The organism is Microbispora sp. H13382, assembly GCF_014161445.1.
Classification (GTDB): domain Bacteria; phylum Actinomycetota; class Actinomycetes; order Streptosporangiales; family Streptosporangiaceae; genus Microbispora.
In genome coordinates, this window is record NZ_JABBXA010000006.1 from 278,676 (window position 1) to 298,945 (window position 20,270).

The window sequence follows — 20,270 nt, forward strand, 5'->3', positions numbered from 1 at the left end:
AGACGGGAGGTACCGATGCGGCTGGAGGCCGTCTTCTTCGACGTCGGGGAGACCCTGGTGGACGAGACCCGCGAGTACGGCACCTGGGCCGACTGGCTGGGCGTCCCGCGGCACACCTTCTCCGCCGTGTTCGGCGCCGTGATCGCGCGCGGCGGCGACTACCGGGACACCTTCCAGCACTTCCGGCCCGGTTTCGACCTCCACGCCGAGCGGGAACGCCGGGCCCGGGAAGGCCAGGCCGAGACGTTCGGCGAGGAGAACCTCTACCCCGACGCCCGGCCCTGCCTGGCCGAGCTGCGGGAGATGGGGCTGCGCGTCGGCCTCGCCGGCAACCAGACCGCCCGCGCCGAGACCATCCTGCGCGCCCTCGACCTGCCCGTCGACGTGATCGGCACCTCCGACGGCTGGGGTGTGGAGAAGCCCGACGCGTCCTTCTTCGACCGGCTGGTGGCGGAGGCCGGCTGCCCGGCGGAGTCCGTCCTCTACGTGGGCGACCGCCTCGACAACGACATCCGGCCCGCCCAGAAGTCCGGGTTGCGCACCGCCCTCGTACGGCGGGGCCCGTGGGGCCACATCCTCCGCGACGAGACGGCGGCCCGGGCGTGCCTGTTCCACGTCGACTCGCTGGCCGAGCTTCCCGCGCTCGTCCGCAAACACAACGGCGACTGACGGCTCAACCGGCCTCCGTGAGGTCGATCGCGGCGGCCAGTCCCACCGCCACGTCGAGCAGGTTCCGTACGGCCCGCCGGTAGCGGCCGGGGTGCCAGGCCATGACGGTCTCGGCCCGTTCCCCGGCGAGCGGCACGAACACGACCCCGGTGCGCCGCAGGCTGTGCGCCGACCGGGCGAGCCGGGTGACCCCGACCCCGGCGGCGACCAGGCCGAGCAGGCTCGGCACGCCGTCGGCCCGCTGCACCACCCGCGGCGCGAAGCCCGCCGCGCGGAAGTCCTCGTCGTACTTGCGGTGCCACGGCTCCCACGAGCCGCGCGGCGTGAGCACCCAGGGCTCGCCGGCCAGGTCGGCCAGCCGCAGCTCGGCCCGCCCGGCGAGCGGGTGGCCGGTCGGCAGGACCGCGCAGACGCGCTCGCCGACCAGCGTGACCGTCTTCAGGTCGTCCACGAGCGGCGGCCGGGTGAAGGCCGCGTCGTACCGTCCGTCCCGCAGACCGCCGACGAGATCGGCGATGCCGACCGCCTCGGTGACGAGATCGACGTCCGGGTAGCGTTCCCGAAACGCGCGGACGACCGGCGGCATCATGTAGTTGGCGGTGGAAACGAGGAAGGCCAGGTGCAGCCTGCCGACCTCGCCGCGCTCGGCACGTCGGGCGGTCTCCACGGCGGCGTCCGCCCGGGCCAGCACCGCGCGCGCCTCGGGCAGGAACACCCGCCCGACCTCGGTGAGGCGGGTGCCCCGGGTGTCCCGGTCGAACAGCCGTGTGCCGAGGGCGCGCTCGAGCGCGACGATCTGCTGGGAGAGCGACTGCTGGGCGATGCGCAGCTCCCGCGCGGCCACGGTGAAGCTCAGACGTTCGGCCACGGCGACGAAGTACCGCAGATGACGCAACTCGGGGGTCACAGGCTCTGACTGTAACCGCCGCAGGGAACATGTGTTGGCGCGGCGGTTCTCGTACGGCGGACAGTGGTCCCACTGATCACGGAAAACGAGGAGCGGGACCATGACCGGACGGGTTTGGCTGATCACCGGATGCTCGGCGGGCTTCGGCCGGGAGCTGGCCGAGGCCGCTCTGGCCGCGGGCGACCGCGTGATGGCGACGGCGCGACGTCCTGAGACGCTCGCCGCCCTGGCGGAGCTCGGCGGCGACCGGGTGCGCGCCTCGCGGCTGGACGTCACCGACGTCGCCTCCGTCGACGCGGCGGTGGCCGGGACGCTGTCCGCCTTCGGCCGCATCGACGTGGTGGTGAACAACGCCGGCCACGGGTCGGTGGGAGCCGTCGAAGAGCTGTCGATGAGCGACCTGCGCGCGCTGATGGAGGTCATGTTCTTCGGGGCGGTGACCGTGACCAAGGCCGTCCTGCCGCATCTGCGCCGCCAGGGGAGCGGAACCGTCGTGCAGATGAGCTCGATGGGCGGGCAGCTCAGCATGCCGGGATTCGGCGCCTACTGCGCCGCCAAGTTCGCCCTGGAGGGGCTGTCGGAGGCGCTCGCCGCCGAGGTCGCGCCCTTCGGCGTACGGGTGCTGATCGTCGAGCCGGGCGCGTTCCGCACCGAGTTCGGCGGCCACCGCATGCACCGTTCGAAGCCCATCGACGCCTACCGGGCGTCCGCGGGCGTGACCAGGGCCTTCGTGGACGGCATGGACGGCACCCAGCCGGGCGACCCGGCCAAGGCCGCGCGGGCGATCCTCGGGGTGCTGGACGAGGCCGAGCCGCCGCTGCGGCTCGCCCTGGGCGACGACGCGGTGGACGCCCTCCGCGCCCACCACGAGATGCTCCGCGCGGACCTGGACCGATGGGAGAAGCTGAGCCGGGCGATGAGCATCTAGAGTCGCCGGGGTGAAGCTCGATCACGATGCCGACATCACGCCGCTGCTCGGCCGGGACTGGAGTGCGGTGGACCACCGGGAGGCGCTGGCCGGCCTCGCCAGGCTCGGCTGGACGCCCTGCGGAGTGGGCGACTGGGCCGTCGGGCTGCGTTCGCCCCGCGGCCTGTTCGCGGCGCGGATCTGCCCGTTCGACCCGGCCTATCCGGCCTTCCTCGAACTGTGCCGCCGCTGCCCCGGCAACCCGTACCTGCCGCACGTGGCGCTGGTCGAGGCACTCGACGGCGGCGGCTCGCTCACGGTGCTGGAGTTCCTGGCCCCGGCCGCGCCGGAGGAGGCGGCGGAGGTGGCCCGCCGATGGCGCGAGGGGGAGGGCGACGAGGCGTTCGACGCCGTACGGCGCACCGCCCTCACGGTGGACGAGGAGTGGCGGGCCCGGACGCCCTGGTGGGACGGGATCGACCTCAACCACGGCAACGTCCGCCGGGCGGTGGACGGGAGGATCGCGCTCGTGGACGTCTTCTGCATGGACGGGGCGTCGCTGTACCGCCAGGTGCTCGACGACTCCGCCGTCGTGCGCGAGCGCCTGTCCACCGCCGCGACGAGACACCTGCTGGACATCCCGTACATCGCCCGTGAGAGCTCTCCGGCGGAGATCGAGGCGCTGCGCGCGGCGTGGCGGGCGGGGGCCCGCGTCACATCGTGAGCTCGGGGTGCCTGGCGCGGCCGAGGCCGACCAGCCGTTCGTCCAGCGCCCGGGTGGCCGCCGCGGACGGCAGGACCTTCAGAACGCCGCGGACACGGTCGTGCCCGATCGCGTACCACTGGTCCTCGAGCGCGTCGACCGCCTCCCGGAGATGCTCGGCGGCCTGGTCGCCGTCGGTGGAGGCGTGCGCGGCGGCGAGGTCGGCGAGCAGCACCGAGCGCTGCTTGCCGCCGTTCGGTCCCAGGTCGTCGAGCGCCTTGCGCAGCCGGCGGGCCGCCTCCTCGTGGTTGCCCGCGGTCAGCGCGCTGTAGCCGGCGAAGCCGTCGAGCCTGGCCCGCTCGAAGAAGTCCAGCCAGGACGGGTCGTCGCCGCTCGCGTCGACCATGTGGTCGGCGCGGTCGATGTGGCGCATGCACTCCTTCGGCTCGCCGCAGCGGGCCGAGATCTCCGACGCCACGCAGTGGAGCCACGCCCTGGTCAGCGGGCCGACGCCGTGCCAGGCGTGCGCGAACGCCGCGTCCAGCAGGCCCAGGGCGTCCGTGCGGTTGCCCTCGAACCCCGGCACGAACGCCGCGTGGGCGAGCACGGCGGCGGCGAGCGGGTGGTCGCCGCACTCCCGGCTGGCCGACAGGGCCATCCGGTACAGCCGCGCCGCGGTGGGGCCGTCGTCCAGGTCGAAGAAGGCGACCCGGCCCGACAGCAGGGCAGAGCGCGCGGCCGCCTCGGCCAGCGTGTGCCGGACCGCCCCCTCCGGGGCCCCCCGCAGCAGGCTCATGCCGAGCCGCGTGTGCGCGACCGACGCCTGGAAGATGTCGTCCGGCGGCGAGGTCCAGTAGAGGGCGGCCTGCTTGTCGACGACCCGGGCGAACGCCTCGGCCGACTCGGCGTCGACCCCGCGCCCGCGTTCCACCGCCGCGGGAAGACGCTCGCCGCCCTCACCGAGGAGCGGGGCGAGCACGCCCGCGCCGAAGAGCCCCCGTAGGAACGTGGAGCGGTCGATGCCGTCTGCGGCGATCATGCTCAGCAGCCTCCGTATCTCGTCCACCACCTCCGTGACCGGCCGCATGGCCATCTCGTCGGGGGTGAGCAGTCCCAGTTCGCTCGCGGGCTTGTCGAAAATCGTCACCAGATGCTTGCGATAGCGCGGATCCGGCCACCGCTCGCCGGTTTCCCACCGCCTGACCGTGTTGGCCGTCAGGCCGGTGTCCTTCTCGTCGCACGACCGCATCGACGTACGAATGCGTTCGCACAGCTCCTCGTAGGACCACCCGCGCTGCAGGCGTTCCCACGCGAGCCGGCGATTTTGCGGATGGCGGTGGTTGGCCGGCATGTCGCACCCCCAGCACACTGCGTCAGCGTGACACGCCGACACTACGGGAGATTCTGTGTTCGCGCGGCTACTGGCTGTGATTGGACGTCCTCTGGCTGATACTCCAACCGCTTCAAAAGCGCTTAGCTTGGCCCACTTCCGCGAGCAGCCGTTGGAGATGGGTGACATGACCACGCTGGAGGACATCGCACGAGACCACGCCGGCTGGATCATCTGGCGGTCGGACGTCGGCCGCTGGTGGGCGACCAGGCGCGGGCCGGTGAACCTCGACGCGATCCGCAGGGGATGCGCGATGACGCTCGACGCCGACGACCCCGAGGCCCTCGCCGCGGCGCTGACGGCCCAGGCCGAGCTGACCGCCGCGGTCGCCGCCGACCCCGCGCCCACCGGGTGACGGGGCCGCCGGCGCGGTCAGCGGCCGTGCCGCAGACGGTCCCTGATGTAGTGGACGACGTGGACCGCGCAGGCGCCATTGCTGGCGCCTGCGCGATCGGTGACGGTGAACTCGGCCGGCGACGGGCATGACGAACCGCCCCAACCGCACCGGCGTTCGTGCCCCTTCGTGCCCGGCCGGTAGTCGCCCGCTTCCCAGAACTTGATCTGCAACAGATCCATCCGCCCCTGCCCTCCGCCGCTCAGGCGAGGAGATCGGGGTCGAGGAGGTCGACCTCCAGGGCCAGGCCGACGACGACCGGGAGGCCGCCGGTGAGGTGGTAGACCTGCCACACCTGCCCGTTCGTCAGCACCATCCATTCGACGCCCTCGTTCACCGCGTACATCTGCACCTGCCGCAGGTGTTTGACGCCCAATTTCTGCGTGCACCGCTTGACCTCGATGAACGCGGCCAGCTGCTCGTCCACGCGTATGCCGTAGTCGGCGAATTCGCCTTTTACCTGGTATTCGGTTGTCAGATCTTCGTATTTGTCGTACCCCAGCCCCTCGCAGAGGAAATCGGTGACGAGCAGGCGGGTGTCGCCCTCGTTGGCATCGCGGGCGATGAGATCGCTGAAGGGCTTGCCGTGCCGGCGCCGCTGGTGTGCCTCGGCGCAGGGGGGTTCCCCATCGCATTGCGTCTCGCTATAGTGCGGATTGCAATAGGACGACGGGGGAGTGATGGGACGGGCGGACAGGGATCTGGTCGGGCTCACGGTGCTCGCCCTGCTGTCCGTGCGGCCCGCCCACCCCTACGAGCTGCACCGGTTCGTCATCGACACGCACAAGGACTACATCGGCGGCCTGCCGCGCAGCCTCTACCACGCGGTCGACCGGTTGGCCCGCGACGAGCTCATCGCTCCGGTCGAGACCAGCAGGGAGGGTCGCCGGCCGGAACGCACGGTCTACCGGGTGACCGAGGAGGGGCGGGCCGAGCTGAGCTCCCGGCTGCGTCGTCTGCTGGAACAGCCGGACGGCGACACCAAGGTCTTCCTGGCCGCGGTGTCGCTGATGGGATGCCTTCCCGTCCCCGAGGCGGAGCGGGCGCTGAGCACCCGCGCCGCCACGCTGGAGGGCGCGATCGTCGCCGCCGACGCGCACATCGAGACGCTGGGCGGCTCCGGCCTGCCGCGCGTGCTGGTCCTCGAAGTGGAGTACGACCGGGCGATGAAGGCCGCCGAGTTGGAGTGGGTCCGCGCGACCCTCGCCGAGATCCGATCCGGCCGGATCACCTGGAGCATCGAGACGAACGCCGGACAGCTCGACCGGCAGTGAAGCGCCGGCCGGATGCGCCAACATCCGGCCGGCGCCCGACCCGACCACCGCGAAGCGGCCGATCAGGGCTCGCACTCCGAAGGATAGGCGGCTTCGCGGTCATCCGAGAGGAGTCGCAACCATGTCCGAGACCGTGGTGGAAACCGTGTCCGACGACGTCCACCGCCTGCTGGACGCGCTGACCGCGGCCTGGAACGACGGGGACGCCGCCGCCTTCGCGGAGCTGTTCACCGAGGACGCCGACTACGTGACGTACTTCGGGGCGCGCATGGAGGGCCGCCGGGCCATCGAGGACAGCCACCGGGCACTGTTCGAGGGTCCGCTGAAGGGGTCCCGGCTGGTCGCGCCGGCCGCCGCGGCGCCGCTGCGGAGGATCCGGCTCCTGAGCCCGGACGTGGCGTTGGTCGTGACGACCGGGGGATCGTCCCTGCCGGACGGCGGGTCCGATCCGGGCCGTGACTCGATCATGACGTTCACCGCGGTCAGGAAGGGCGACGGCTGGCGCCTGGCGTCGTTCCAGAACACGCGGATCGGTGCGCCGTGACGACGTCTGCCGGGACCCTGCTGTGCGAGGTGCGCGGCGTCGTCGAGGCGCCGGTCGACCGGGTGGCCGGCCTCATCCTGCGAGTACGGCCGGGGCCCGTGGGGCGGCACAACTGCTTCCTGCTGGCTGAGCACGGCGGAACGCTCACGGGCGGACCGGACCGGTTCGTGCTCGCCGCGCCCGCGCACACGATGACGGTCGAGGTGGGTCCGGACCGGCTGGCCGTGCAGGGCGGCTGGTGGTACCGCGGTGAATACCGCCTCGCCCCCGATCCGGCCGGCACACTGCTGGTCCACCGGGTCCGCAACGTGGCCGAGCGTCTGCGCTGGGGGGTTCCCCTGGCCAACGGATTCTTCCGGCGCTTCGGACCGCGGACGCGCGACGGCTTCGCCGTCCTGCTCGACCGCGTGGGCGGCGAGCTGGGCTGTCCCGTCCGCCTGCTGTGACCAGATGGTCCACCATCCCTCCAGCCCCGGCATGATCGAATGAATGTTTGAATATGCTGGGGCCATGAGGGCTTTTCAGGCGTCGCTGCTGGACTGTGTTCCTGGACTGGGCGAGGGGGTTCCCGGACTGGGCGAGGGTGTTCATGCCGGCCCGCTCGGTTCGTCGGTACGGCGCACTCCGCTCGCCCGGGGCGCCTGGATCGACGTCCGGCCACACTGGATCGAGGGGGCGGACGCGCTCTTCGAACGCCTCCTCGACGCGGTGCCCTGGCACGCCGAGCGCAGGCACATGTACGACCGGGTCGTGGACGTGCCGCGGCTGCTGAAGTTCTACGACGAGGGCGAAGAACTGCCCGATCCCGTCCTGGCCGAGGCGAGGGACCTGCTCAACGCCCACTACGAGGAGCAGCTCGGCGAGCCGTTCCGTACGGCGGGCATGTGCCTGTACCGGGACGGCCGGGACAGCGTCGCCTGGCACGGCGACACGATCGGACGCGGGAGCACGCAGGACACCATGGTCGCGATCGTGTCGGTCGGCACGCCACGCCCGCTGCTGCTGCGCCCGCGCGGCGGGGGAGGCCCGACGCTGCGGCACGAGCTGGGCCACGGCGACCTCATCGTCATGGGCGGGAGCTGCCAGCGCACCTGGGAGCACGCGATCCCGAAGTCCGCCAAGGTGATCGGCGCCCGCATCAGCGTCCAGTTCCGGCCGAGAGGCGTACGGTGACGGCACGCGGCGGGGCGCCCCCGCTCTGACCTGCCCGGCCCGCACCCCGCCGGCCCTCGGCGTCCGGCCGCCCCCGCCTGCCCGGCCGTTGACACGTGCGGTTTCCTGGTACTGCTGGAGCAAGGCCCGGGCAAAGGACGGGCCACGGTCGCACGAGGAAAGGTCGCGGATGATCCCGAACCCCTACGCCCCCGCCCCCACCCGGTACGACGACATGCGGTACCGGCGCAGCGGAAGGAGCGGGGTGCTGCTTCCCGAGATCTCCCTCGGCCTGTGGCACAACTTCGGCGACGGTCACCCCCTCGACGTGCAGCGTGCCGTCCTGCGCCGGGCCTTCGACCTCGGCGTCACCCACTTCGACCTGGCCAACAACTACGGCCCGCCGTACGGCTCGGCGGAGGAGAACTTCGGCCGCCACCTGCGCGCGGACTTCCTGCCCTATCGCGACGAGTTGTTCATCTCGACCAAGGCGGGCTACGACATGTGGCCCGGCCCGTACGGCGAGTGGGGGTCGCGCAAGTATCTGCTGGCCAGCCTCGACCGGTCGCTGAGCCGGATGGGCCTCGACTACGTCGACGTCTTCTACTCCCACCGGCCCGACCCGGACACCCCGATCGAGGAGACGATGGGCGCCCTCGACACGGCGGTGCGCTCCGGCAAGGCGCTCTACGTGGGCATCTCGAACTACTCGGCCGAGCAGACCGAGCGGGCCGCCGCCGTGCTGCGCGAGCTGGGCACCCCGCTCCTGATCCACCAGCCGCGCTACTCGATGCTCGACCGCTGGGTGGAGGACGGGCTGCTCGACACGCTGGAGCAGGCCGGATCGGGCTGCATCGCCTACTCGCCGCTGGCGCAGGGCCTGCTCACCGGCCGCTACCTCGACGGCGAGGTGCCGGCCGACTCTCGGATGGCGATCGGCCACTTCCTCACGCGCGACCGGCTCACCCCGGAGCTGCTGGAGTCCCTGCGCGGCCTCAACAAGATCGCACACGAGCGCGGCCAGACGCTCGCCCAGCTCGCCCTGTCGTGGATCCTGCGCGACCGGCGGATCACGTCCGTGCTGGTCGGGGCCAGCTCGGTCGGGCAGCTCGAACAGAACATCGCGGCCCTCGACGCGCCCCCGCTCACGCCGGAGGAACTGGCCGAGATCGAGAACCTGCTGTAGTCCTCCCGCCGTCACGGCGGCAGGCGGCCCGTCACGACGCGCCGCCCGCCGCCCGCCGCCGGAGGAGGCGAAGCGCGCCTCAGGAGAACGCGTCGACGCCGGTGAGCTCGGCGGACAGGTCCCAGAGCCGGGTCGCCTCCCCGGGGTCGACCGCCCACGGCGCGACCCGTCCGCCGGTCGTGTCGCCGGTGGCGAGTTCGGCGACGTCGCAGTCCTCGCAGTAGACCCCGCCGTGACCGTCGAGCAGGGGGGAGGTCGCCGCCCAGACGGTCGTGGCCGCGCCCTGCTCCGGCGTCTTGAAGTCCTCCGCCGGCGCGCCGCCGGGAGAGACCCAGCCCAGGGCGATCTGCTCCGCACGGGGGATGTGCCGCTGGAGCGGGGTGAGGATGCTGCCGGGGTACAGGGCGAAGGCCCGTACGCCGGCGGCGGCCCCGAGCGCGTCGAGGCGGACGGCGAACAGGACGTTCGCCGTCTTCGACTGCCCGTAGGCCGCCCACTTGTCGTACCCGTCGCGGAAGTGGATGTCGTGCCACCGGATCCCGGACGCGAAGTGAGCACCCGAGGACACCGACACGACCCGCGACCCGGTGGCCAGAGCCGGGCGCAGGCGGTTGACGAGGGCGAAGTGACCGAGGTGGTTGACCGCGAACTGGGCTTCCCAGCCCGGGCCGACGCGGGTCTCCGGGCAGGCCATGATCCCGGCGTTGGCGATGAGGAGGTCGATGGTCCTGCCGGTCTCCACGAGAGTTTCGGCGAACACGCGGACGCCGCGCAGGTCCGCCAGGTCGAGTTCGTGAGTCTCCGTGCGCGGGATGTCGCGCAGCGCCTCCTTCGCCGCCGCCGGTCTGCGCGCCGGGACGATCACCCGGGCCCCCGCCGCGCTCAGCGCCCGCGTCGTCTCCAGGCCGAGCCCCGAGTGTCCCCCGGTGACCAGGGCCGTCCGCCCGGACAGGTCGATTCCCGTGAGCACCTCGCGCGCGGTGCTGCGGGCGCCGAAACCACTGCCGATCCTGTGCTGTGCCGTCATGGGGAGGACGCTAGGAACTAGAGCGTGCTCTAGGTCAAGCTGTACGCTCGCCGGATGACCAGGCATACGGATGCCCTGTCCATCGGGCAGGTCTCCGAGGCGACCGGGCTGAGCGTGCACGCGTTGCGCTTCTTCGAGCGCGAAGGGCTCTTCCTGCGTCCGATCCCCCGATCGGCGGGCGGGCGGCGGGTGTACGACCCGGCGGACGTGGAGTGGCTGGTCCTGTGCAACCGGCTGCGCGACTCCGGCATGTCCATCGCCACGCTGCGCAGGTTCGCCGGGCTCGTCCGGTCGGGGCCGGGCAACGAGTCCGAGCGCCTCGCCCTGCTGGAGGAGCACGAGCGAGCCGTCGAAGCGCGGATCGCCGAGCTGAACGCGAGCCTCGCCGTCATCCACGGCAAGGTGGTCACCTATCGCGGGCACGTGCGCGACGGGACCGCGGCGGGCCTGTGGGCGCCCACGCCGTCCCCCTGATCAGTCCCGGAGGGCGGCTCAGTCGACCTCGGCGCTGCCGTTCACGCGCAGCTTGCGGCGGGCCCGCTCGTAGAAGGTGGTCGTCCCGAGCCGTACGACGCGGGCGGCGGCGCGCAGCGCGGTCACGGTGAGCCGGTCGCCGGGGCCAAGGTGGCCGCCGATCGCGCCGTCGACCTCCAGCGCGAGCTGTCCGCTGGTGGAGAGCACGTCGAGCGTCACCTCTTCGTCCGCCGACAGGACCAGGGCCCGGTTGAACGCCGAGTGGGCGGCGGCGGGGACGACGAGGAAGCCCTCGACGGTCGGGGAGACGATCGGGCCGCCGGCCGAGAAGCTGTACGCGGTGGACCCCGTGGAGGTGGAGACGATCACGGCGTCGGCGGCGTACCGGACGAACGGCTCGCCGTAGACGGAGACGGAGACGGCCGCGAGCCCGTCGCCGGGGATGCGCACGAGGGCGATGTCGTTGAACGCCGTCACCATCCGGCCGTCGTGGCTCGTCGCCCGGACCGCCATGCGCGGCTCGACCGTGTATCTGTGCTCGTCGATCGCCGACAGCGCGGGCGCCAGCTCGTCCACGTCGATCTCCGCGAGGAAGCCGAGGCGTCCCAGGTTCACCCCGAGGACGGGGGTCGGCCGCCCGGCGATCAGGCGCATAGTGCGCAGCATCGTGCCGTCGCCGCCGAGGCTGACGAGGAGGTCGGACCGCCTGACCAGGGTCGCGGCGTCCACCGAGACCGCGCTGCAGTCGATGCGCCCCACCTCGTCGGGTAGCCCGAGCACCGTGACGTCCCGCTTGCGCGCCCACTCGACGATCGTGTCGATCGCCTCCTTGGAGTCGCGCTGCGGATGCAGGACGAGACCCACGGTGCTGACCATGCCCATGCCCCCAACTGTACGGTCAGGCCGGCGCGGCCGGTTTCAGGCAGCGATGGGCAGGTAGACGCGGAACCTCGTGTCGCCGGGGCGCGACTCCACCCGGATGTCCCCGTGGTGCTTGTTGACGACGATCCGATAGGAGATGTCCAGGCCCAGACCGGTGCCCTCACCGACGGGCTTGGTGGTGAAGAACGGCTCGAAGATGCGGGGCCGGACCTCGGGCGGGATGCCGGTGCCGGTGTCGCCGACCTCGACGATCAGGTGGCCGTCCTTCCGCCGGGTACGGAGGGTCAGCGTGCCCGCGCCGTCCATCGCGCCGAGCGCGTTGTCGATGAGGTTGGTCCACACCTGGTTCAGCTCCGCCGCGTACGCGGGGATGGGCGGCAGCGACCGGTCGTACTCCTTGACCGTGCGCACGGCCTCGGGGATCTTGCCCTGCAGCATGGTCAGCGTGGCGTCGAGCAGATCGTGTACGTCGACGGTCTGGTGCGGGGCGCGGTCGAGCTGGGAGTACTGCTTCGCGGCGGCGACCAGACCGGAGATCCGGTTGACCGTGTCGTCGATCTCGCACATCAGCAGCTCGGTGTCGACGGTGTAGGTGAGCCATCGGACCGCCGGCTCCAGGTTGTCCTCGCCCACCGCCCCGGCGATCTGGTCGAGCCAGGCCGCGTCGACGCCCCCGGCCACCAGCGTCGCCGCCAGGTCCCAGCCGCCGACGATGTCGTGGTCGTCCAGCCAGTCGGCCACCGCGTCCTCGGCGTCGGACCGCGCCAGCGGGGACAGCTCGGGGGCGGACGCGGCGCGCTTGACCGCGTCCTCCTGCAGCTCCACCAGGTCGTGCAGCTGGCTGCCGTCCAGCCGCCCGTCGGCGATCATGGCGAGCTTCTGCCGCATGCCCGCGACCCGCCCGCGCAGCGCGGACGTGGCGCGCACGGCGGCGGCCGCCGGGTTGTTCAGCTCGTGCGTCAATCCGGCCGACAGCGAGCCGAGCGCGAGCAGCCGCTCCCGTTCGCCGACGATCGTCTGCGTGGCGCGCATGCCGAGGAACAACCCCTCCAGCAGGTGCATCGCCATCGGGAACCACTCGCGCACGCACGCCCCGATGACCTCGGCCGGCAGCACGAAGAACTCGGCGTCGGTGAGCGCGGTCAGCGTGTTCAGGTAGAGCTGGGAGAACTCGCCGGTGATGTACGCCTGGGTGGCGCCGCCGTACACGCCGCGCTGGTCGGTGCGGCTCACCTCGACCTCGTCGCCCTGCACCCGCCTGCTCATCGCGACCGCACCGCTCAGCAGCACGAAGAAGCAGGTGGCCGGCTCGCCCTCCTGGAAGACGCTGCTCCCCGCGAGCCGCCGCTCCACCCGGCCCGCCTCCGACAGCCGGGCGAGCTGCGCCTCGTTCAGCGCCTCGAACAGGAAGAGCGTGCGCAGCTCGCCGGGCGACAGGGTCGGCTCACTCGGCTGGTCGGTCATCTGTCCTCCAGATAGCGGTGCACGAGCGAGACCGCCATGGCGCCCTCTCCCACGGCCGAGGCGACCCGCTTGACCGAACCGGCCCGCACGTCGCCGGCCGCGAAGACGCCGGGCATGCTCGACTCCAGGTGGTAGGGGTCCCTGGAGGGCGTCCACCCGGGCGGGCGGCGGCCGTCCGCGAGCAGGTCGGAGCCGGTCAGCACGTAGCCGCTTCCGTCGCGGGCGACCACGTCGCCGAGCCAGTCGGTGCGCGGTTCCGCCCCGATGAAGACGAACAGCCACGACGCCGGCACGGACGTCGTCCGGCCGGTCCGCCCGTCGCACAGGATCAGGCGCTCAAGGTGGTCGCGGCCCTCGCCGCCGACCACCTGGGTGCGCGGATGGACCTCGATCGCCGCAATGGCCTCGATCTGGTCGATCAGGTAGCGCGACATCGACCGGGTGAGGTCGTCGCCCCGGATGAGGATGTGCACCTTGCGGGCGAACCGGGAGAAGTACACCGCCGCCTGCCCGGCCGAGTTCGCCCCGCCCACGATGTAGACCTCTTCGCCGGCGCAGCTCGGGGCCTCCGTGGCGGCCGCGCCGTAGAAGACGCCCCGGCCGGTCAGGTCGGCCAGGCCGGGCGCGTCCAGGAGCCGGTACGACACCCCGGTCGCCAGCACGACCGTGTGCGCCGTCACGGCGGTGCCGTCGCCGAAGCGCAGCAGGGTGGCCGAGCCGCTGCGGTCGAGGCCGACGACCTCGCGGGTGGTGAGCAGTTCCGCCTCGAACTTCAGCGCCTGCCTGCGGGCGCGGTCGGTGAGCTGGGCGCCGGAGACCCCGTCGGGGAAGCCCAGGTAGTTCTCGATGCGGCTGCTCTGCCCGGCCTGCCCGCCGGTGGCCCGCTGCTCCACGAGCAGGGTCCGCAGCCCCTCGGACGCGCCGTACACCGCGGCGCCGAGGCCCGCGGGGCCCGCGCCGATCACGGCGAGGTCGTAGACCTCCGAGGCCGGGGTGGTGGCCATGCCGACGTGCGCGGCGAGATCGGCCTCCGTGGGCCGCGCCAGGGCCTTGCCGTCCGTGGTGATCACCACGGGCACGTCCGTCTCGCTCATCCCGGCGGCGGCCAGCAGCCGTGCGCCCTCGGCCTCGTCGGCGCGCAGCCAGCGGTACGGCACGAGGTTGCGGGCCAGGAAGTCGCGCACCGCGAACGACTGCGCCGACCAGCGATGGCCCACGATCTTGGTCTCCGGCATCGTCACGACGGGAGCGGCGAGCCAGGACTCCAGCAGCGCGTCCAGCACCGGATAGAGCTTCTCCTCCGGCGGGTTCCACGGTTTGAGCAGGTAGTGGTCGAGGTCGACGATGTTGATCGCGTTGATGGCCGCGTCCGTGTCCGCGTAGGCGGTCAGCAGCACTCTGCGCGCCAGCGGGAAGACGTCCATGGCGGCCTCGAGGAACTCGATGCCGTTCATCTGGGGCATCCGGTAGTCGGCCAGGATGACGGCGACCTGCTCGCCGCGCAGTTTGATCTCGCGCAGCGCGTCGAGCGCGCTGGGGCCGGACTCGGCCCGGATCACGCGGTAGCGGTCGCCGTATCGGCGGCGGACGTCACGAGCCACCGCCCGGGAGACGGAAGGGTCGTCGTCGACGGTAAGGATCGCGGCATTCTGCACATCTCACACGGTACTGGCGGACCTCTGACAGATGGCACTCCCGGGACATAGGTCCCACAGTGCGGTGACGTTCGCCGGTCGCCCCGCCGCCGGTCGTGGCCAAGGCTGGGGGAGACGAAGGAGGACGCCATGCCGATGACCGTCCGGGACGTCATGAACAGGTTCGTGGTGGCGGTCGAGGCGACGGCCTCCTTCAGCGACGTGGTCACCGCCATGTGCCGGTTCCATGTCGGCGCCGTACCGGTCGTGGACGGGGACCGGCGCGTGATCGGCATGGTGAGCGACGAGGACCTGCTGCTCAAGGACCTGGACCGGCGGCCCGGCGACCTGTTCATCGAGGGCCCGTCCCGCCGCAGGGAGCGCAGGAAGGCGAGGGGCCGCACCGTCTCCCAGATCATGACCAGCCCCGCGATCACGGTCACCGAGGACACCCTGCTGCGCCGGGCCGCCTGGCTGATGCACTGCAACAGGATCAAGGAGCTTCCGGTGGTGGACGGGCAGAGCGGCCGCATCACCGGGCTGGTCAAACAGTCGGACCTGATCAGGGCGTTCTGCCGGCCGGGGGAGGACATCCGTGACGACGTCCTGGAGGTCGTGGCCCGCTATTCGCGGCAGTGCGCCGTACGGGTCGAGGACGGGATCGTCCACCTCGACGGCGGCGTGGAGCGGCGGTCCCAGCTCCGCGCCCTGATCGACGAGGTCTGGCAGGTGGACGGCGTGGTGGACGTCGAGTCCTCCATGACGTACGAGACGGACGACGTGAGCCGGGTCGTCTCCGCGGGCGGGCCGTGGGGGACCGGTCCGGCGGAAGGCGGTGAGAAGTGATGAGCGTCGAGACCATGACGGCGTCCGAGGTGATGACCCGGACGCTCGTCACGGTGGAGCCGGAGGAGTCGCCGCTGATGGCGTGGGAGCTGATGTGGCGGGCCGGAGTCCATCATCTGCCGGTGGTGGACGATTACTGCCGGCTCGTCGGCGTCCTCGCGCGGGAGGACATCGCCGGCAACTGGTCGGGCGGACCCGCCGAGCAGTCCCGGGCGCAGGTGCGCACGCTCGTGCGGGGCATGCGGTGTCCCCGCGCGGCCCCGGACACCCCGCTCTCCGAGATCGCCGCGCTGATGGCCGACTCCGGCTGCGGCGCGGTCCCCGTGCTCGGGCCGGACGACATCCTGCGGGGCCTGGTCACCACCACCGACGTGCTGATGGCGCTGGCCGGGAGGACGCCCCGTCCGTCCGCCGACATCGAGGACGTGAAGGGCGGCCTGTTCCATCTGGAGCCGGTGCCGCCCGTCACCTGTCCATGAGCAGGACGGCCGCTCCCTCGACCCGGTCGGCGGCCAGGTCGGCCAGGGCCCGGTCGGCCGAGTCGAAGGCATAGGGCGTCGTGGTGACCCGTGGATGATGACGGGCCGCCAGCCGCAGGAACTCCCGCCCGTCGGCGCGGGTGTTGGCCGTGACGCTGCGCAGCGTCCGCTCCTGGAACAGGTGGCGCTGGTAGTTCAGCACCGGGATGTCGGTGAGGTGGATCCCCGCCACCGCGAGCGTGCCGCCCCGGTCGAGCGCGCCCAGCGCGACCGGCACGAGGTCGCCCACCGGGGCGAACAGGATGGCCGCGTCCAGGGGCTCGGGCGGCGGATCCGCGCTGCCCGCCGCGGAGGCCGCGCCCAGCCGGAGCGCGAGCTCCCTGGCCGCCGCCGACCTCGTCATCACGTGCACCGTCGCGCCCTCGGCGATCGCGATCTGGGCGGTCAGGTGGGCCGAGGCGCCGAACCCGTAGATCCCCAGCCGCCCGCCCGGCGGCAGGTCGGCGCGGACCAGCGCGCGGTATCCGATGATCCCCGCGCACAGCAGCGGCGCGAGCGTCTCCGCCGGGGTGTCCTCCGGCAGCGGGTAGACGTACGCCGCGGGAGCGGTCAGCAGCTCCGCGTAGCCGCCGTCGGCGTCCCATCCGGTGTAGGCGGACGCCGGGCAGAGGTTCTCCGCGCCACGCAGGCAGTAGTGGCACCGGCCGCAGGTCGAGCGCAGCCAGGCCACCCCCACCCGGGTGCCGACCGGCGGCCCCGCCGTGTCCGGGCCGAGCCCCGCCACCCGTCCCACGACCTCGTGCCCCGGAACCGTACGGGGCCGTCTCGGGGGAAGGTCGCCCTCGGCGAGGTGCAGGTCGGTGCGGCAGACCGCGCACGCCTCGACCCGGACCAGCAGTTCCCCGGGCCCGGGCACGGGGTCCGGCAGCACGGCCCGCTCCAGCGGCCGCGTCGCCACCGGCCCCGGCCGGGCCACGACCCAGGCGTCCATGACGCGGCTATCCGTGCTGGATGCGCCGGCCGCTGATCTCGACGGGCGCGATCCGGACGTACAGCTCGCGCTCGCCGCCCGCCCAGGTCTCGACCGTCGTGTTCACGTCGCCGGTCACATGGTGGGCCCCGCCGCGGACGAGGACGCTCCAGCCCTCCCGGGTGCTCTCGTCGATCTGGTCGACCTCGAAGGCCACCATGAAGTCGGCCCCCTCGACCCCGGTGCGCAGGTCGGCGTCCATCGGGCCGCCGAGAGCGGTGCGGAACAGCACGGCGCCCTGCTCGACGGTGTAGTTGACCGGCAGGATCACCGGCCCGCTGGGGTTGTTGAACGCGATCCTGCCCACGCCGCCCGGGGAGATCAGCCGCAGGCACTCCTCGCGGTCGAGCCTGTCCAGGCGCGGCATGCCGGCGGGCGCGGTGTCTTCAGTCATACGGACCTCCAAAATGATCCTCAGCGGGCGTCGGCGACCAGTCTGCCGTTCCCATCCCTCCGGCGGCACGGCGGTCCGTCACTTCCGGAGGGGCCGAAAGGCCCGTGAACGCCTTGGCCGCCGCTTGCCCCAATCCGTCCTTCACCCGCATGCCCCGAATGGGCACAACGGTCACATGGAAGTGCTGAGCAGCCGCATACTTCTGCGGCCGGCCGATCGGGCCGAGAGTCGCCGTTTCTACCGGGAGGTCCTGGGCCTGGCCGTCAGCCGGGAGTTCGGGGCGGCCGAGGATCCCGGGGTGGTGTTCTTCCTGGGGCAGGGGCTCCTCGAGGTCTCCCCGCGCGGCGCGGACGCCGTGGAGCCGGGCACGGCGATCTGGATGCAGGTGCGCGACGTCCAGAAGGAGTACGACCGGCTGGTGGAGGCCGGTGTGCCGGTGTCCCGGCCGCCCCGGCTCGAACCGTGGGGGCTGGTCGAGATGTGGATCGAGGATCCCGACGGACTGCCGATCGTGCTGGTCGAGATCCCCGAGGGCCATCCGCTGCGGCGCGACCAGCGTTCCTTCGCACCGCGCCCCGCCTGAGCCCGCCCCTCCGGGTGTGACGAATTGAAGAATTCTTCATATTGGAATATGCTGTCCTCGCCGGACGGACGAGAGGACGACATGCACGAGTTCACGGCGGAGCTGCGCGCCCGGCTCGGGGAGACGCGCGAGGAACTGCGGCGGGCGCGGGAGGCCGGCGACGAGCACGGAGTCCAGATCGCCTCCGGCCGGCTGGACAACCTGAAGCGGCTGGCCGCCGACCACGGGATCAGCCTGGAGGCGGCGGGAGAGGCGGAGTGACCCCGATGCCCGTTCCCCTCTATCAGGCCAAGGCCGACTTCTTCCGCACCTTAGGACACCCGGTGCGCATCCGCGTGCTCGAACTCCTGCGGGACGGCCCCCGCCCGGTCCGCGAACTGCTCGGCGAGATCGAGGTGGAGCAGTCGAACCTGTCCCAGCAGCTCGCCGTGCTGCGCCGTACCGGCCTGGTGAGCGCGGTCAGGGAGGGGGGCACAGTGGTCTACTCGCTGGCCACCCCTGACGTGGTGGACCTGCTCGCGGCGGCCCGGCGGATCCTCACCGACATGATCACTGGTCAGGGTGAGCTGCTGGCCGAGCTCCAGGCGGAGGCGGCGAAGTGACCGGCGCGGCCAGACTGCTGTACGGGCGGGTCGCGGGGCTGCTGCCCTCGCCCGCCGACTGGCGACCGGCCCGCCGCAGCCCCGGCCGGGACCTGATCGCCGGTCTCACGGTCGCGGTGGTGGCCCTGCCGCTCGCGCTGGCCTTCGGGGTCGGATCCGGTCTCGGCGCGCAGGCCGGCCTGGCGACCGCCGTCGTCGCGGGCGCGATAGCCGCCGTCTTCGGCGGCAGCAACCTCCAGGTCTCGGGCCCCACCGGGGCGATGACCGTCGTCCTCGTGCCGATCGTGCACACGCACGGCCCGGGCGGCGTTCTCGCGGTCGGCCTGCTCGCCGGGATCGTGCTCGTCGTGCTCGCGCTGGCCCGGGTCGGCAGGTACGCCCGCTACATGCCCACCCCGGTCATCGAAGGTTTCACGGCGGGCATCGCCGTCGTGATCGCGCTGCAGCAGGTGCCCGCGGCGCTCGGCGTGAAGGGCGAGGGGGAGCGGGTGTGGCAGGCGGCCGGCGACGCGGTCGCGAACTTCGCGCGTGACCCGCGTCCGGTGCCGATCGTGATGGCGCTCGTGGTCGCGGGGGCCATGCTGCTGGGGGCGCGATGGCGGCCGGCGGTGCCGTTCTCCTTCCTCACGGTCGTGGCGGCCACGGTCGTGGCCGAGGTCGCCGGGCTGGACGTCGCCCGCATCGGGACCCTTCCGGCCGGGCTGCCCGCGCCGTCGATGGGCTTCCTCGACGCGGGCGCCATCACGTCGCTGCTCCCGGCGGCCCTCGCGGTGGCCGCCCTCGGGGCGCTGGAGAGCCTGCTGTGCGCCTCCGTCGCCGACGGCATGAGCGTGGGGGAGCGCCACGACCCCGACCGTGAGCTGTTCGGGCAGGGCCTGGCGAACGTCGTCTCCCCGCTCTTCGGCGGCATCCCCGCCACCGCCGCGATCGCCCGTACCGCCGTCAACGTCCGCTCGGGCGCGCGCTCACGCCTGGCCGCCCTCGCGCACGCCGTCGTGCTGGCCGTCATCGTGTTCAGCGCGGGCGGCCTGGTGGGGCGCATCCCGCTCGCGGCGCTGGCCGGGGTGCTGCTGGCCACGACGGTCCGCATGGTCGAGGTCGGGTCGCTGCGCGCGATCGCCCGGGCCACCCGGGGCGACGCCGCGGTCATGGTCCTCACCTTCGCCGTGACCGTCGTCTTCGACCTCGTCACCGCCGTCGCGGTCGGCGTCGGCGTCGCGATCGTGCTCGCCCTGCGGGCCGTCGCGCGCAGCGCCCAGATCGAGCAGGTCCCGCTGGAGACCGGCGACCACGGCGACGAGGAACGGCGCCTGCTGGCCGAGCACATCGTGGCCTACCGGTTCGACGGACCGCTGTTCTTCGGCGCGGCCCACCGTTTCCTGCTGGAGCTGTCGGAGGTCGCCGACGTGCGGGTGGTCGTCCTGCGCATGTCGCGCGTTTCCACGATCGACGCCACCGGCGCGGGCGTCCTCGGCGACGTGATCACCCGGCTGGAGGGCAGAGGGATCACCGTGCTGCTGTCGGGCATCCGGCCGGGTCACGACGAGGTCCTCAGCGGGCTCGGGGTGGCCGATCACCTCCGCCGCGACGGGCTCGTCTTCCCGGACACGCCGGCCGCGATCGCCCACGCCAGGACACTGCTCGGACTCCCGTCCGCGCCGCCGCCGGCCCCGGTTGTCACGGCACGCCACCCCGACGTTCCCGCGCCGACGGTGTGATCGGCGTACGA

The 20,270-nt window shown here is 72.6% G+C and carries 26 protein-coding genes; 16 read left to right on the top strand and 10 right to left on the bottom strand.

From position 1 onward, the window contains the following. Window positions 1-15 precede the first annotated feature (15 nt). The gene (locus HHX41_RS15360) at window positions 16-669 is read left to right on the top strand and encodes an HAD family hydrolase (RefSeq protein ID WP_182906487.1); all 654 of its coding nucleotides are present in this window, start codon (window positions 16-18) and stop codon (window positions 667-669) included. 4 nt (window positions 670-673) lie between these two features. Here the strand turns inward: HHX41_RS15360 and HHX41_RS15365 are convergent, their stop codons facing one another. Continuing rightward, entirely contained in the window at window positions 674-1,576 is a 903-nt protein-coding gene (locus HHX41_RS15365; protein ID WP_182906488.1) for a LysR family transcriptional regulator, read from the bottom strand. 100 nt (window positions 1,577-1,676) lie between these two features. On the opposite strand from HHX41_RS15365, the gene HHX41_RS15370 reads away from it, so the two are divergent. After that, window positions 1,677-2,504, top strand: a complete 828-nt coding sequence (locus tag HHX41_RS15370) for an oxidoreductase (protein WP_182906489.1) — start codon at window positions 1,677-1,679, stop codon at window positions 2,502-2,504. Between the two features lie 10 nt (window positions 2,505-2,514). Beyond that, a complete protein-coding gene (locus HHX41_RS15375; protein ID WP_182906490.1) occupies window positions 2,515-3,207 on the top strand; it encodes a hypothetical protein in 693 nt (230 codons plus the stop codon). Here HHX41_RS15375 and HHX41_RS15380 read toward each other — a convergent pair. Continuing rightward, window positions 3,197-4,537: a helix-turn-helix transcriptional regulator gene (locus HHX41_RS15380; RefSeq protein ID WP_169987750.1), complete on the bottom strand. Its 1,341-nt coding sequence runs from the start codon at window positions 4,535-4,537 to the stop codon at window positions 3,197-3,199. The genes HHX41_RS15375 and HHX41_RS15380 overlap by 11 nt on opposite strands. A gap of 166 nt (window positions 4,538-4,703) precedes the next feature. On the opposite strand from HHX41_RS15380, the gene HHX41_RS15385 reads away from it, so the two are divergent. Continuing rightward, window positions 4,704-4,931 carry a hypothetical protein gene (locus HHX41_RS15385; RefSeq protein ID WP_169987752.1) on the top strand — a complete coding sequence of 76 codons (228 nt, stop codon included), beginning with the start codon at window positions 4,704-4,706 and terminating at the stop codon, window positions 4,929-4,931. 17 nt (window positions 4,932-4,948) lie between these two features. On the opposite strand, the gene HHX41_RS15390 is transcribed toward HHX41_RS15385, so the two are convergent. Together HHX41_RS15390 and HHX41_RS41765 are read right to left on the bottom strand one after the other, a co-directional pair. Then, on the bottom strand, window positions 4,949-5,152 hold the full coding sequence (locus HHX41_RS15390) for a hypothetical protein (RefSeq protein ID WP_182906491.1): 204 nt from the start codon (window positions 5,150-5,152) through the stop codon (window positions 4,949-4,951). Between the two features lie 20 nt (window positions 5,153-5,172). Further along, complete coding sequence (locus HHX41_RS41765) at window positions 5,173-5,685, bottom strand: type I restriction enzyme HsdR N-terminal domain-containing protein (protein WP_182906492.1); 513 nt, start codon at window positions 5,683-5,685, stop codon at window positions 5,173-5,175. On the opposite strand from HHX41_RS41765, the gene HHX41_RS15400 reads away from it, so the two are divergent. The 5 genes from HHX41_RS15400 (at window position 5,651) to mgrA (ending at window position 9,126) form a co-directional block, all read left to right on the top strand. Next, a complete protein-coding gene (locus tag HHX41_RS15400; RefSeq protein ID WP_182906493.1) occupies window positions 5,651-6,244 on the top strand; it encodes a PadR family transcriptional regulator in 594 nt (197 codons plus the stop codon). The two genes, HHX41_RS41765 and HHX41_RS15400, sit on opposite strands and share 35 nt — an antisense overlap. 121 nt (window positions 6,245-6,365) lie before the next feature. Beyond that, entirely contained in the window at window positions 6,366-6,788 is a 423-nt protein-coding gene (locus tag HHX41_RS15405) for an SgcJ/EcaC family oxidoreductase (RefSeq protein WP_182906494.1), read from the top strand. Further along, window positions 6,785-7,234, top strand: a complete 450-nt coding sequence (locus HHX41_RS15410; RefSeq protein WP_182906495.1) for a hypothetical protein — start codon at window positions 6,785-6,787, stop codon at window positions 7,232-7,234. The genes HHX41_RS15405 and HHX41_RS15410 overlap by 4 nt, the downstream gene beginning before the upstream one ends. Window positions 7,235-7,298: 64 nt before the next feature. Continuing rightward, window positions 7,299-7,961: an alpha-ketoglutarate-dependent dioxygenase AlkB gene (locus tag HHX41_RS15415; protein WP_182906496.1), complete on the top strand. Its 663-nt coding sequence runs from the start codon at window positions 7,299-7,301 to the stop codon at window positions 7,959-7,961. Between the two features lie 169 nt (window positions 7,962-8,130). Continuing rightward, window positions 8,131-9,126, top strand: a complete 996-nt coding sequence (gene mgrA, locus HHX41_RS15420) for an L-glyceraldehyde 3-phosphate reductase (protein ID WP_169987760.1) — start codon at window positions 8,131-8,133, stop codon at window positions 9,124-9,126. A gap of 79 nt (window positions 9,127-9,205) precedes the next feature. Here mgrA and HHX41_RS15425 read toward each other — a convergent pair whose 3' ends face one another. Continuing rightward, entirely contained in the window at window positions 9,206-10,153 is a 948-nt protein-coding gene (locus HHX41_RS15425; RefSeq protein WP_182906497.1) for an SDR family NAD(P)-dependent oxidoreductase, read from the bottom strand. Window positions 10,154-10,207: 54 nt separating this feature from the next. On the opposite strand from HHX41_RS15425, the gene HHX41_RS15430 reads away from it, so the two are divergent. Next, entirely contained in the window at window positions 10,208-10,627 is a 420-nt protein-coding gene (locus tag HHX41_RS15430; RefSeq protein ID WP_169987764.1) for a MerR family transcriptional regulator, read from the top strand. 18 nt (window positions 10,628-10,645) lie between these two features. On the opposite strand, the gene HHX41_RS15435 is transcribed toward HHX41_RS15430, so the two are convergent. From HHX41_RS15435 to HHX41_RS41770, 3 genes are read right to left on the bottom strand one after another with little or no spacing between them, the layout of a single operon-like run. Further along, entirely contained in the window at window positions 10,646-11,509 is an 864-nt protein-coding gene (locus HHX41_RS15435) for an NAD(+)/NADH kinase (protein WP_259400973.1), read from the bottom strand. 36 nt (window positions 11,510-11,545) lie between these two features. Beyond that, entirely contained in the window at window positions 11,546-12,973 is a 1,428-nt protein-coding gene (locus HHX41_RS15440; RefSeq protein WP_182906498.1) for an ATP-binding protein, read from the bottom strand. Then, window positions 12,970-14,628 carry an FAD-dependent oxidoreductase gene (locus tag HHX41_RS41770; protein WP_182906499.1) on the bottom strand — a complete coding sequence of 553 codons (1,659 nt, stop codon included), beginning with the start codon at window positions 14,626-14,628 and terminating at the stop codon, window positions 12,970-12,972. Before HHX41_RS41770 ends, HHX41_RS15440 begins: the two co-directional genes overlap by 4 nt. A gap of 129 nt (window positions 14,629-14,757) precedes the next feature. On the opposite strand from HHX41_RS41770, the gene HHX41_RS15450 reads away from it, so the two are divergent. Together HHX41_RS15450 and HHX41_RS15455 are read left to right on the top strand one after the other, a co-directional pair. Beyond that, the gene (locus tag HHX41_RS15450) at window positions 14,758-15,453 is read left to right on the top strand and encodes a CBS domain-containing protein (RefSeq protein WP_182906500.1); all 696 of its coding nucleotides are present in this window, start codon (window positions 14,758-14,760) and stop codon (window positions 15,451-15,453) included. Continuing rightward, window positions 15,453-15,932 (top strand): HPP family protein, encoded by a 480-nt coding sequence (locus HHX41_RS15455; protein WP_169987772.1) that lies wholly within the window; start codon window positions 15,453-15,455, stop codon window positions 15,930-15,932. The genes HHX41_RS15450 and HHX41_RS15455 overlap by 1 nt, the downstream gene beginning before the upstream one ends. Here HHX41_RS15455 and HHX41_RS15460 read toward each other — a convergent pair. Further along, window positions 15,919-16,923, bottom strand: coding sequence for a zinc-binding alcohol dehydrogenase family protein (locus HHX41_RS15460; protein ID WP_182906501.1), 1,005 nt, complete (start codon window positions 16,921-16,923; stop codon window positions 15,919-15,921). The two genes, HHX41_RS15455 and HHX41_RS15460, sit on opposite strands and share 14 nt — an antisense overlap. Window positions 16,924-16,930: 7 nt before the next feature. After that, entirely contained in the window at window positions 16,931-17,356 is a 426-nt protein-coding gene (locus HHX41_RS15465; RefSeq protein ID WP_182906502.1) for a pyridoxamine 5'-phosphate oxidase family protein, read from the bottom strand. Between the two features lie 175 nt (window positions 17,357-17,531). Here HHX41_RS15465 and HHX41_RS15470 point away from each other — a divergent pair, with 175 nt between their 5' ends. From HHX41_RS15470 to HHX41_RS15485, 4 genes are all read left to right on the top strand, one after another. Beyond that, window positions 17,532-17,939 carry a VOC family protein gene (locus tag HHX41_RS15470; protein WP_182906503.1) on the top strand — a complete coding sequence of 136 codons (408 nt, stop codon included), beginning with the start codon at window positions 17,532-17,534 and terminating at the stop codon, window positions 17,937-17,939. Between the two features lie 81 nt (window positions 17,940-18,020). Then, on the top strand, window positions 18,021-18,200 hold the full coding sequence (locus HHX41_RS15475; protein WP_169987778.1) for a hypothetical protein: 180 nt from the start codon (window positions 18,021-18,023) through the stop codon (window positions 18,198-18,200). 5 nt (window positions 18,201-18,205) lie between these two features. Continuing rightward, complete coding sequence (locus HHX41_RS15480) at window positions 18,206-18,541, top strand: helix-turn-helix transcriptional regulator (protein WP_169987780.1); 336 nt, start codon at window positions 18,206-18,208, stop codon at window positions 18,539-18,541. Then, window positions 18,538-20,259, top strand: coding sequence for a SulP family inorganic anion transporter (locus tag HHX41_RS15485; protein ID WP_169987782.1), 1,722 nt, complete (start codon window positions 18,538-18,540; stop codon window positions 20,257-20,259). Before HHX41_RS15480 ends, HHX41_RS15485 begins: the two co-directional genes overlap by 4 nt. The last annotated feature ends 11 nt before the right edge of the window (window positions 20,260-20,270 follow it).

Bases quoted from the DNA above. Each gene is read 5' to 3' on its own strand.
- HHX41_RS15360 (WP_182906487.1), top strand. From the start codon at position 16: ATGCGGCTGGAGGCCGTCTTCTTCGACGTCGGGGAGACCCTGGTGGAC.
- HHX41_RS15370 (WP_182906489.1), top strand. From the start codon at position 1,677: ATGACCGGACGGGTTTGGCTGATCACCGGATGCTCGGCGGGCTTCGGC.
- HHX41_RS15380 (WP_169987750.1), bottom strand. From the start codon at position 4,537: ATGCCGGCCAACCACCGCCATCCGCAAAATCGCCGGCTCGCGTGGGAA.
- HHX41_RS15385 (WP_169987752.1), top strand. From the start codon at position 4,704: ATGACCACGCTGGAGGACATCGCACGAGACCACGCCGGCTGGATCATC.
- HHX41_RS15390 (WP_182906491.1), bottom strand. From the start codon at position 5,152: ATGGATCTGTTGCAGATCAAGTTCTGGGAAGCGGGCGACTACCGGCCG.
- HHX41_RS15400 (WP_182906493.1), top strand. From the start codon at position 5,651: ATGGGACGGGCGGACAGGGATCTGGTCGGGCTCACGGTGCTCGCCCTG.
- HHX41_RS15405 (WP_182906494.1), top strand. From the start codon at position 6,366: ATGTCCGAGACCGTGGTGGAAACCGTGTCCGACGACGTCCACCGCCTG.
- HHX41_RS15415 (WP_182906496.1), top strand. From the start codon at position 7,299: ATGAGGGCTTTTCAGGCGTCGCTGCTGGACTGTGTTCCTGGACTGGGC.
- mgrA (WP_169987760.1), top strand. From the start codon at position 8,131: ATGATCCCGAACCCCTACGCCCCCGCCCCCACCCGGTACGACGACATG.
- HHX41_RS15425 (WP_182906497.1), bottom strand. From the start codon at position 10,153: ATGACGGCACAGCACAGGATCGGCAGTGGTTTCGGCGCCCGCAGCACC.
- HHX41_RS15430 (WP_169987764.1), top strand. From the start codon at position 10,208: ATGACCAGGCATACGGATGCCCTGTCCATCGGGCAGGTCTCCGAGGCG.
- HHX41_RS15435 (WP_259400973.1), bottom strand. From the start codon at position 11,509: ATGGGCATGGTCAGCACCGTGGGTCTCGTCCTGCATCCGCAGCGCGAC.
- HHX41_RS15440 (WP_182906498.1), bottom strand. From the start codon at position 12,973: ATGACCGACCAGCCGAGTGAGCCGACCCTGTCGCCCGGCGAGCTGCGC.
- HHX41_RS15450 (WP_182906500.1), top strand. From the start codon at position 14,758: ATGCCGATGACCGTCCGGGACGTCATGAACAGGTTCGTGGTGGCGGTC.
- HHX41_RS15455 (WP_169987772.1), top strand. From the start codon at position 15,453: ATGAGCGTCGAGACCATGACGGCGTCCGAGGTGATGACCCGGACGCTC.
- HHX41_RS15460 (WP_182906501.1), bottom strand. From the start codon at position 16,923: ATGGACGCCTGGGTCGTGGCCCGGCCGGGGCCGGTGGCGACGCGGCCG.
- HHX41_RS15465 (WP_182906502.1), bottom strand. From the start codon at position 17,356: ATGACTGAAGACACCGCGCCCGCCGGCATGCCGCGCCTGGACAGGCTC.
- HHX41_RS15470 (WP_182906503.1), top strand. From the start codon at position 17,532: ATGGAAGTGCTGAGCAGCCGCATACTTCTGCGGCCGGCCGATCGGGCC.
- HHX41_RS15475 (WP_169987778.1), top strand. From the start codon at position 18,021: ATGCACGAGTTCACGGCGGAGCTGCGCGCCCGGCTCGGGGAGACGCGC.
- HHX41_RS15480 (WP_169987780.1), top strand. From the start codon at position 18,206: ATGCCCGTTCCCCTCTATCAGGCCAAGGCCGACTTCTTCCGCACCTTA.